Raw genomic sequence first — 9506 nt, 5'->3', positions numbered from 1 at the left:
GGCATTATAAAATGCCCATTCATCGGGGGATGATGAAAGACAGTTGGCTCCCACGAGACTTGTGTATCACGCTGAACGCTTCAGCGTGGGAGCGCTAGTCAATCAGACCTCATCGTCGCCTTTGTCGTCTTCAGGCTCTGGCTCCGCGCGTAGCAGGTCGTCGAAGTCGGTCTTGAGGCCCTGCTCCATCGAGTCCAGTTCCACCAGCAGGCTGCGGAAGCTGGTTTCGTCACGCGGGGCTTCGGGCTCTGCGTCCGGGTCGAGGCTGGCGTCGGCCAGGGCTTGCAGGTGCGCAGGCACCGGCGCCTCTTCGAAATCCAGCACTGGCTCGGTTTCCATCTCGCGCAGGTCGGCCAGCGGCGGCAGTTCGTCGAGGCTTTTGAGGTTGAAGTGGTCGAGAAAGCCCTTGGTGGTCGCGAACATGGCCGGTTTGCCGGGCACATCACGGTAGCCCACCACGCGAATCCACTCGCGCTCGAGCAGGGTTTTGACGATGTGGCTGTTGACCGCAACACCGCGCACATCTTCGATCTCGCCCCGCGTGATCGGCTGGCGGTAAGCGATCAGCGCGAGGGTTTCCAGCATGGCCCGGGAGTAACGCTGGGGCCGCTCTTCCCACAACCGCCCGACCCACGGCGAAAAGCGGTCACGAATCTGCAGACGATAACCCGACGCCACTTCCTTGAGCTCGAAAGCGCGCCCCTCACAAGACTTGCGCAACACCTCAAGCGCCTTTTTGAACACCGGAGGTTCAGGGCGCTCGCCTTCCTCAAACAGCTCATACAGCCGCTCCAGCGTCTGCGGTTTTCCGGAGGCCAGCAGAAATGCTTCAAGCAACGGGGCCAGTTCGCGAGGTTCGTTGAGATTCATGGGTGTGTTTTAGCTCTACTCGGCTCGCGCCCGGACATGGATCGCCGCAAAGGGCTCGTTTTGGACCAGCTCGACAAGGGATTCCTTGACCAGCTCAAGCACCGCCATAAACGTCACGACCACACCCAGACGCCCTTCTTCGGCAGTGAACAGCTCGGCGAACGGCACAAAACCGCCGCCCTTGAGACGTTCCAGCACATCGCTCATGCGCTCGCGGGTGGACAGTGCCTCGCGACTGACCTGGTGGCTTTCGAACATGTCGCCGCGGTGCAGCACTTCGGCCATCGACATCAGCACTTCTTCGAGACTGACATCCGGCAGCAACTTGCGTGCACGGGCTTCGGGAGCGTCCAGTTTTGGCACGATGACATCGCGCCCCACCCGGCTCAGGCCATCGATGCCCTCGGCGGCGGCCTTGAAGCGCTCGTATTCCTGCAAGCGGCGAATCAGCTCGGCGCGCGGATCGCCTTCTTCCTCTTCGACTTCCGCCGAACGCGGCAACAGCATGCGCGATTTGATCTCGGCCAGCATGGCGGCCATGACCAGATACTCGGCAGCCAGCTCCAGCCGCACGGTTTTCATCAGCTCGACGTAACCCATGTACTGCTTGGTGATCTCGGCCACGGGAATATCGAGGATGTCGATGTTCTGTTTACGGATCAGGTACAGCAGCAGGTCGAGCGGCCCTTCGAACGCTTCGAGAAAAACCTCCAGCGCGTCGGGCGGGATGTACAGGTCCAGCGGCATCTGCGTGACAGCACGCCCATAGACCAGCGCGAACGGCAGTTCCTGCTGGGCGTCTGCCTGGCTGTCCACCGACTCGACGGCTGTCATCAGGCGCGTTCACCGAAAGGCGTCGGATCACCGCAACCAACCCGAACGATCTGGGGTTCACCCTCAGCCAGGTTAATGACCGTGGACGCCGAAATACCGCCGATCCCGCCATCGATGATCAGGTCGACCTGATGCTCGAGAACCTGGCGCATCTCATAGGGATCGCTGAGGGGCACGCTGTCGCCCGGCATGATCAGGCTGACGCTCATCAGCGGCTCGCCCAATTGCTCCAGCAGGGCCTGGGCGATGGGATGGCTTGGCACACGCAGGCCGATGGTGCGGCGCTTGGGGTGCAGCACCAGACGCGGCACCTCGCGGGTGGCGTTGAGAATGAAGGTGTATGGCCCTGGCGTGTGCGCCTTCAGTGCGCGGAACGCGCCGGTGTCGACCTTGGCAAACAGCCCCAGTTGCGACAGATCACAGCACATCAGGGTGAAGTTGTGCTTGTCGTCCAGCTGGCGCAGGCGGCGGATACGCTCGATGGCGCTCTTGTCACCGATCTGGCAACCCAGTGCATAGGACGAATCTGTCGGGTACACCACCAGCCCGCCGGCCTTGATGATTTCAGCGGCCTGTTTGATCAGGCGCGGCTGCGGGTTTTCCGGATGGACCTGGAAAAATTGACTCACGATTACTTCCTGTTCAGACGGAGGCAGTAGGCTGTTCATGTTTGAATCTGCACCACAAAGGCGGTAGATCTTCAGGCACGGGGCGATAAGTGCCGATTTCGCCCCAGGTGCCAGGACCGTGGAAGTCGCTGCCGGCGGAAACCAGCAGACCGAACTCGCGGGCAAGGATGGCCAGGGTGCCGACCTGATCGGCAGGCTGCATGCCATTGACCACTTCTATGGCGTGCCCACCGGCCTGGACGAAATCGCCGACCAGTTTACGCCGTTTACTGCGGGTAAAGTCATAATGTGAAGGATGTGCGAGGCTGACCCATGCACCCGACGCCCGCAAGGTGGCTACCGTGTCTTCCAGCGTCGGCCAGTGCTGTTTCACATCGCCCAGTTTGCCCGCGCCCAGCCATTTGCGAAATGCCTCGGCGCGATCCTTGACGAAGCCCGAGCGCACCATGAAGTCGGCAAAGTGCGGACGCGCAGGCGCATTACCGCTGTCACCCAGCTCCTGCTGAATCGCGCGCGCGCCTTCCAGCGCCCCTGGCATACCTTTGATCGCCAGTTTGCGGCTGATTTCTTCCGCACGCAGCCAGCGTCCTTCGTGCAAACGGCTGATGGCTTCGGTCAGCGCCGGGGCCCGGGTATCGAATCCGTACCCCAGAATATGGATCGTCGCCCCGCCCCAAGTGCAGGACAGCTCCACCCCGTTGACCAGTTGCATACCCAATGAATGCGCGGCCGCACGGGCCTCTTCAAGCCCTTCGAGGGTGTCGTGGTCGGTCAGCGAAAGGACGCGCACGCCGTTTTCATGAGCACGCGCAACCAGTGCCGTGGGCGAGAGCGCCCCGTCGGAAGCGGTGCTGTGGCAGTGCAGGTCTACATTCATAGTGATGCTTTCGTGTTCATTGATGTTTGTTATTATGCCGCCACATCCTGCTTCTGGCTGCCATTGTGAAACAATTCATCGACTTCATCCCGCTGCTGCTGTTTTTCATCGTTTACAAAACCGAGCCGCGCGCCGTGGATATCCTCGGCAATACCTATATGGTAGGCGGCATTTTCAGTGCAACGGCGATGCTGATCATCAGTTCGGTGGTGGTCTACGGCATTCTCTACGTCAAACAGCGCAAGCTGGAAAAAAGCCAGTGGCTCACCCTGGTGGCGTGCCTGGTGTTCGGCAGCCTGACCCTGGCCTTCCACAGCGAAACCTTCCTTAAATGGAAAGCACCGGTGGTCAACTGGCTGTTTGCAGTCGCCTTCGCCGGCAGTCATTTCATCGGCGACCGTCCGCTTATCCAGCGCATCATGGGTCATGCACTGACCCTGCCGGCGGCGATCTGGACCCGGCTCAACATCGCCTGGATCATATTCTTCCTGTTCTGTGGCGCAGCCAACCTGTATGTGGCGTTCACTTATCAGGAATTCTGGGTCGACTTCAAAGTATTCGGCAGTCTGGGCATGACCCTGATCTTCCTGGTCGGCCAGGGGATCTACCTGTCACGCCACCTGCATGACACCACTCCCAATACGCCCAAATCCGAGGACTGACATGCTCTACGCAATCATCGCCACCGACGTCGAAAACTCGCTGGAAAAACGCCTCAGCGTTCGCCCGGCACACCTGGAGCGCCTCAACGCGCTCAAGGATGAAGGCCGTCTGGTGCTGGCCGGTCCACACCCGGCAGTCGACAGTAACGACCCGGGCGCTGCCGGTTTCAGCGGCAGCCTGATCGTTGCGGAGTTCGAATCGCAAAGCGCCGCCAAGGCGTGGGCCGAAGCCGATCCGTTCGTGGCCGCAGGCGTCTACGCCAACGTCGTGGTCAAGCCGTTCAAGCAGGTTATGCCCTGAGCCTGCCCGACCGACTTCTTAACAGCTCTGCTTTCTGATCGAGGCAGAGTCACGCTGCACCCCGGTAGTGGCCAATTGAGTGAGTCATGAGCGAGCTGTTACTAATTGATGATGATCAGGAGCTGTGCGAGCTGCTGAGCAGTTGGCTGAGCCAGGAAGGCTTTCAGGTACGCGCCTGTCACGACGGGAACAGCGCGCGCAAGGCATTGGCCGACGCTGCCCCGGCGGCCGTGGTGCTGGACGTGATGCTGCCCGATGGCAGTGGTCTGGAATTGCTCAAGCAATTACGCGCCGAACACCCTGACCTGCCGGTGGTCATGCTCTCGGCACGCGGCGAGCCGCTGGACCGTATTCTGGGTCTGGAGCTGGGCGCTGACGACTACCTGGCAAAGCCCTGCGACCCTCGCGAACTCACCGCCCGCCTGCGCGCCGTGCTGCGCCGCAGCCATCCGGTGGCGTCGTCCAGCCAGCTCGAACTGGGCGACCTGACTTTCAGCCCGATGCGCGGCGTGGTCAGTGTCGACGAGAAGGAACTGACCCTCACCGTGTCCGAAAGCCGTTTGCTGGAAGCGCTGATGCGCCAGCCCGGCGAGCCGTTGGACAAGCAGGAACTGGCGCAACTGGCCCTGGGCCGCAAACTGACCCTGTACGACCGCAGTCTGGACATGCACGTCAGCAACCTGCGCAAGAAAATCGGCCCGCACGCCGACGGCCGCCCGCGCATCGTCGCACTGCGCAGCCGCGGCTATTATTATGCTCTTTGAGCAGCTACAAGCTGCAAGCTACAAGCAGAGCGCTTCTGGCTTGAAGCTTGAAGCTGACAACTTGCAGCTGCCCTTACACAAGCTTTACCAAGCGCTGACTGCGCTTGACCTTGATCTCCCTAAACTGGGCTCATCGGCATCGAGCCGCACTAGAGACAAGGAGATACACAATGCGCAAGACCCTGATCGCTTTGATGTTTGCCACTGCCCTGCCGACCATTGCCATGGCTGCACCACCAGCACCACCTGCCGGTGGCCCGGATGCTGACGGACCTGCCATGCACATGGATCGCGATGACCGCGGCCCAGGCCCTGGCCCACGTATGGATCGCGGCCCTGGCCCGATGGGACCGATGGCTGAGCTGGACCTGACACGTGAACAGCGTCAGCAGATCGAACGCCTGATGCGCGAGCAAAAGCATGAGCGCCGCGAAATCACTCAAAGCTACCTGGAAAAAATGCCTGCTGCCGACCAGAAAGCAATGCACGACGAAATCGAAGCCAAACGCTCCAAGACCGACAGCGAAGTTCGTGCACTGCTGAGGCCTGACCAGCAGAAGCTGTTTGACGAAATCAAGAAGAAAGAAGATGAGCGTCGCGCCGAATGGGCCGAGTTCAAGGCCTGGAAAGCGGCAAAAGCAGCAAAAACGCTGTAACCATCAGGCCTCGCGGCCCGGTGAGTTGAACACAACCCGGCATGCGCGCGCATGCCGGGCTTTTTTACTGAGACCGAGGAAATCCCGTGCGTTCATTGTTCTGGCGAATCCTGGCCAGCTTCTGGCTGGCCATCGCTCTGGTAGGCGGCCTGTCGGTGCTCATGGGGCATATGCTCAATCAGGATGCGTGGATCCTCAGTCGTCATCCGGTGCTCAACTCGTTGCCCGAACAGTGGACGCAACGCTTCGAGGACAAGGGCGCGGATAACGCTCAGGAATTTCTTCAGGACATCAAACGACGCAATCGTATCGACACGCAAGTGCTCAGCGACAGCGGCGAGCCGATGGTGCGCGGCACCTTCCCGCCCCGCGCCGCAGCCCTGGAAGCGCGGCAGCGGGAAGACGACGATCAGGGGCGCAAACTGCCCTGGCGCCGCCTGGCCACCGAGTACAGCAGCCCGAAGACCGGCGAAACCTACCTGTTTATCTACCGCGTTCCGCACCCGGAGCTCGACGAGTGGCACCGTCAGAGTCTGATGTGGCCGTTGAGCGCGCTGGGCATTGCCCTGGTGGTGCTGACCCTGTTCAGCCTGTTCGTGACGCTGTCGATTACCCGACCGCTGAGCCGCCTGCGCGGCGCAGTGTACGACCTGGGGCAAACCAGCTATCAACAGCACAGCCTCGGACAGCTGGCCAACCGCCGTGACGAATTCGGCGTGCTGGCCAAGGACTTCAACCGCATGGGTGCGCGCCTGCAAAGCCTGATTGGCAGCCAGCGCCAGTTGCTGCGCGATGTGTCTCATGAACTGCGCTCACCGCTGGCCCGGTTGCGCATCGCTCTGGCGCTGGCGGAACGCGCGGAGCCTGCCGAGCGTGAAAAGCTCTGGCCACGGCTGGGTCGTGAATGTGACCGGCTGGAGGCGTTGATCAGCGAGATTCTGGCCCTCGCACGCCTCGACGCCGAGCTTCGTGGCCCTGAGCCCGTCGACATCGAAGCCCTGCTGCAGCGCCTGAAGAGTGACACACAGCTGGACGGTGTCGACCAGAATATTCGCGTCGAGGTGCAGGACAACCTGCAGTTCAAAGGCTGGCCGGACATGATCGAACGTGCGCTGGACAACCTGCTGCGCAACGCGTTGCGCTTCAACCCGAGCGGCCAGAGCATCGATCTGCAGGCAACGCTGGTGGGCGATCACATCCGTCTGAGCGTTCGTGATCATGGCCCGGGGGTTGCCGACGAACACCTGACACAACTGGGAGAGCCGTTTTACCGCGCCCCCGGCCAGACCACGCCGGGTCACGGTCTGGGGCTGGCGATCGCCAAACGCGCAGCGGAACGACATGGCGGCACTCTGATGTTGGGCAATCACCCGGACGGCGGGTTTATCGCCACGCTGGATCTGCCCAGAGAGCCGCTCGGTTCATCGTCGGTCTGATCAGCCCTGCCACTCGCTGACAAACCCGCCCGTATCGACTTTTGGTGCTTCGCGCGGCGGGTTCAGCGGGGTGCCCAGATACAGAAAGCCGAGCACTTCTTCGCCGGCTTCAAGGCCGAAGCCTTTGGCTACCTGCGGCGCATAGGACAGCTCGCCAGTCCTCCAGACCGCACCGATACCCAGTGCATAAGCTGCCAGCAACACACCATGGGCGGCGCATCCGGCGGTGATCCGTTGTTCTGAGTGCGGGACTTTGAAGTGGTCCTGCAAGCGCGCGATCACGACCACCACCAAGGGTGCGCGAAACGGGCCAAGACGGGCCTTTTCCAGCGCCTGCGGGGTAACTTCTGCGCCACTCTCCTGCAGCGCCTGCGCCAGCATCTCGCCCATGCGCTCACGGGCCGCGCCTTCGACCGTCAGAAAACGATACGGCTTGAGCTGTCCATGATCCGGGGCGCGCAATGCGGCACCGAACAGGATTTCCCGCTGCGCAGCGTCCGGGGCCGGGTCGACCAGTCGTGGAACCGATACACGATTGAGCAAAACGTCGAGCGCCTGCATGGACTGTCTCCTTGAAAAGTGATCGAGCATTCTAGAGCCTGTTTAGCGTCAATAACGAGTGCGACGGACAATTCGTTACCTCTGCGCTTGCAGCCGGTCCTCGGCCGCGCCGGTTTACATGCCCTCAAGCGCAGGTAGAATGGCGCCTTTCCTCACACCAGCCAGAGCCTGTCATGTCGTTGCCGACCTTGCGTATCATCGGTTTCATTATCGGCATCTTCCTGATCACCCTGGCTGTTGCCATGATCGTACCCATGGCCACGCTGGTCATCTACGACCGTTTCGAAGACCTGCGCGAGTTTCTCTGGGCCAGCGCCATCACCTTTATCGCCGGCCTGGCGCTGGTGGTGCCCGGACGTCCCGACAACGTTCAGTTGCGCCCGCGGGACATGTACATGCTGACCGTCTCCAGCTGGATCGTGGTATGCATTTTTGCCGCCCTGCCCTTTCTGCTGACCCAGCACATCAGTTACACCGACTCGTTCTTCGAGAGCATGTCCGGCATCACGGCCACCGGCTCGACAGTACTCAGCAACCTGGACAGCATGTCACCGGGCATTCTGATCTGGCGTTCGATGCTGCACTGGCTGGGCGGTATCGGCTTCATCGGTATGGCCGTGGCGATTCTGCCCTTGCTGCGCATCGGCGGCATGCGTCTGTTTCAGACCGAGTCCTCGGACCGCTCGGAAAAGGTCATGCCCCGCTCGCACATGGTGGCCAAGTTCATCGTGCTCGCCTACGTGGGCTTTACCGCGCTGGGCAGCCTGGCTTTCTGGGCGGCGGGCATGAGTCTGTTCGACGCGATCAACCATGCGATGTCGGCGATTTCCACCGGCGGGTTCTCCACTTCCGACCAGTCGCTGGCCAAATGGCCGCAACCGGCGGTGCACTGGGTGGCGATCGTGGTGATGATCCTCGGCAGCCTGCCCTTTACCCTGTATGTCGCGACCCTGCGCGGCAACCGCAAGGCGTTGATCAAGGATGAGCAGGTTCAGGGCCTGATCGGGTTGCTGTTGATTACCTGGCTGGTCATGACCGTCTGGTACGCCAACACCACGGACCTGCCGTGGACCGAGGCGCTGCGCCATGTCGCGCTGAACGTGACTTCGGTGGTGACGACGACGGGTTTTGCACTCGGTGACTACAGCCTGTGGGGCAACTTCTCGCTGATGTTGTTCTTTTATCTGGGCTTTATCGGCGGCTGTTCCGGCTCGACAGCGGGCGGAGTGAAGATCTTCCGCTTTCAGGTGGCCTACATTCTGCTCAAGACCAACCTCAATCAACTGATCCATCCGCGCGCGGTGATGAAGCAGAAATACAACGGCCATCGGCTGGACGACGAGATCGTGCGCTCGATCCTGACCTTTTCGTTTTTCTTCACGATCACTATCTGTCTGATCGCGCTGATGCTGTCGCTGCTCGGGCTGGACTGGATGACTGCGCTGACTGGCGCTGCCAGTACGGTATCGGGTGTGGGGCCAGGGCTGGGTGAGGTCATTGGGCCGGCGGGCAATTTCTCTACCCTGCCGGATGCGGCCAAATGGATTCTGTCCGGCGGTATGCTGCTTGGCCGTCTGGAAATCATTACTGTGCTGGTGCTCTGTGTACCGGCATTCTGGCGGCATTGAGGCCTGGCAGAGACCGCGGGCAAGGCATTATTTATCGTCCCCATGCTCCGCGCGGGAATGCAGTTCGTGACGCTCCGCGTCACACCCCGGCTCTGCGATGTCAGGTGGATTGATATTCGGCTCAGGTCACCTTTTCGCCCCTCGGCGAGTTACTTTGATGAGGCCAAAGTAACCAAATCCTTTCACTCCTGTTTCCGGCCCGACTTCGTCGGGTTCCTTCGCCCTGTCACTGCTCCGGGGGTCGCCGCAACGGGCCATCCATGGCCCAGACTGTGTAAAAACCCAAGG

11 protein-coding genes are annotated in these 9506 nt (G+C 61.2%); 6 read left to right on the top strand and 5 right to left on the bottom strand.

Features of this window, described 5'->3' with window-relative positions:
* Positions 1–102 precede the first annotated feature (102 nt).
* The 4 genes from scpB to QRN50_RS25145 are packed head-to-tail and all read right to left on the bottom strand — an operon-like array spanning position 103 to position 3210.
* The gene (scpB, locus tag QRN50_RS25160; RefSeq protein WP_003404130.1) at positions 103–870 is read right to left on the bottom strand and encodes an SMC-Scp complex subunit ScpB; all 768 of its coding nucleotides are present in this window, start codon (positions 868–870) and stop codon (positions 103–105) included.
* A gap of 15 nt (positions 871–885) precedes the next feature.
* On the bottom strand, positions 886–1704 hold the full coding sequence (locus QRN50_RS25155; RefSeq protein WP_003404131.1) for a segregation and condensation protein A: 819 nt from the start codon (positions 1702–1704) through the stop codon (positions 886–888).
* Positions 1704–2333 carry an L-threonylcarbamoyladenylate synthase gene (locus QRN50_RS25150; protein ID WP_003404133.1) on the bottom strand — a complete coding sequence of 210 codons (630 nt, stop codon included), beginning with the start codon at positions 2331–2333 and terminating at the stop codon, positions 1704–1706. Before QRN50_RS25150 ends, QRN50_RS25155 begins: the two co-directional genes overlap by 1 nt.
* 13 nt (positions 2334–2346) lie before the next feature.
* Positions 2347–3210 carry a PHP domain-containing protein gene (locus tag QRN50_RS25145; protein ID WP_003404134.1) on the bottom strand — a complete coding sequence of 288 codons (864 nt, stop codon included), beginning with the start codon at positions 3208–3210 and terminating at the stop codon, positions 2347–2349.
* A 65-nt stretch (positions 3211–3275) separates the two neighbouring features.
* Here QRN50_RS25145 and QRN50_RS25140 point away from each other — a divergent pair, with 65 nt between their 5' ends.
* The 5 genes from QRN50_RS25140 to QRN50_RS25120 all read left to right on the top strand — a co-directional run bounded on the left by QRN50_RS25140 (position 3276) and on the right by QRN50_RS25120 (position 7029).
* Positions 3276–3872: a septation protein A gene (locus QRN50_RS25140; protein WP_011268525.1), complete on the top strand. Its 597-nt coding sequence runs from the start codon at positions 3276–3278 to the stop codon at positions 3870–3872.
* A gap of 1 nt (position 3873) precedes the next feature.
* The gene (locus QRN50_RS25135; protein ID WP_003404138.1) at positions 3874–4173 is read left to right on the top strand and encodes a YciI family protein; all 300 of its coding nucleotides are present in this window, start codon (positions 3874–3876) and stop codon (positions 4171–4173) included.
* An 86-nt stretch (positions 4174–4259) separates the two neighbouring features.
* Positions 4260–4937, top strand: a complete 678-nt coding sequence (locus QRN50_RS25130; RefSeq protein ID WP_003404140.1) for a response regulator transcription factor — start codon at positions 4260–4262, stop codon at positions 4935–4937.
* A 170-nt stretch (positions 4938–5107) separates the two neighbouring features.
* Positions 5108–5593, top strand: a complete 486-nt coding sequence (locus tag QRN50_RS25125; RefSeq protein ID WP_003404142.1) for a hypothetical protein — start codon at positions 5108–5110, stop codon at positions 5591–5593.
* 86 nt (positions 5594–5679) lie between these two features.
* Positions 5680–7029: a sensor histidine kinase gene (locus tag QRN50_RS25120; protein ID WP_011268526.1), complete on the top strand. Its 1350-nt coding sequence runs from the start codon at positions 5680–5682 to the stop codon at positions 7027–7029.
* Here QRN50_RS25120 and QRN50_RS25115 read toward each other — a convergent pair whose 3' ends face one another.
* Complete coding sequence (locus QRN50_RS25115) at positions 7030–7590, bottom strand: nitroreductase family protein (RefSeq protein ID WP_003404145.1); 561 nt, start codon at positions 7588–7590, stop codon at positions 7030–7032.
* A gap of 173 nt (positions 7591–7763) precedes the next feature.
* Here QRN50_RS25115 and QRN50_RS25110 point away from each other — a divergent pair, with 173 nt between their 5' ends.
* Complete coding sequence (locus QRN50_RS25110) at positions 7764–9218, top strand: TrkH family potassium uptake protein (protein ID WP_003369828.1); 1455 nt, start codon at positions 7764–7766, stop codon at positions 9216–9218.
* Positions 9219–9506 lie beyond the last annotated feature (288 nt).

Origin of the sequence: Pseudomonas sp. MEJ108, assembly GCF_030208985.1 — a bacterium.
Taxonomy (GTDB): Bacteria; Pseudomonadota; Gammaproteobacteria; order Pseudomonadales; family Pseudomonadaceae; genus Aquipseudomonas; species Aquipseudomonas fragariae.
Note: the sequence above shows the minus strand (reverse complement) of the source record. Positions and strands in the feature narration are given on the sequence as shown.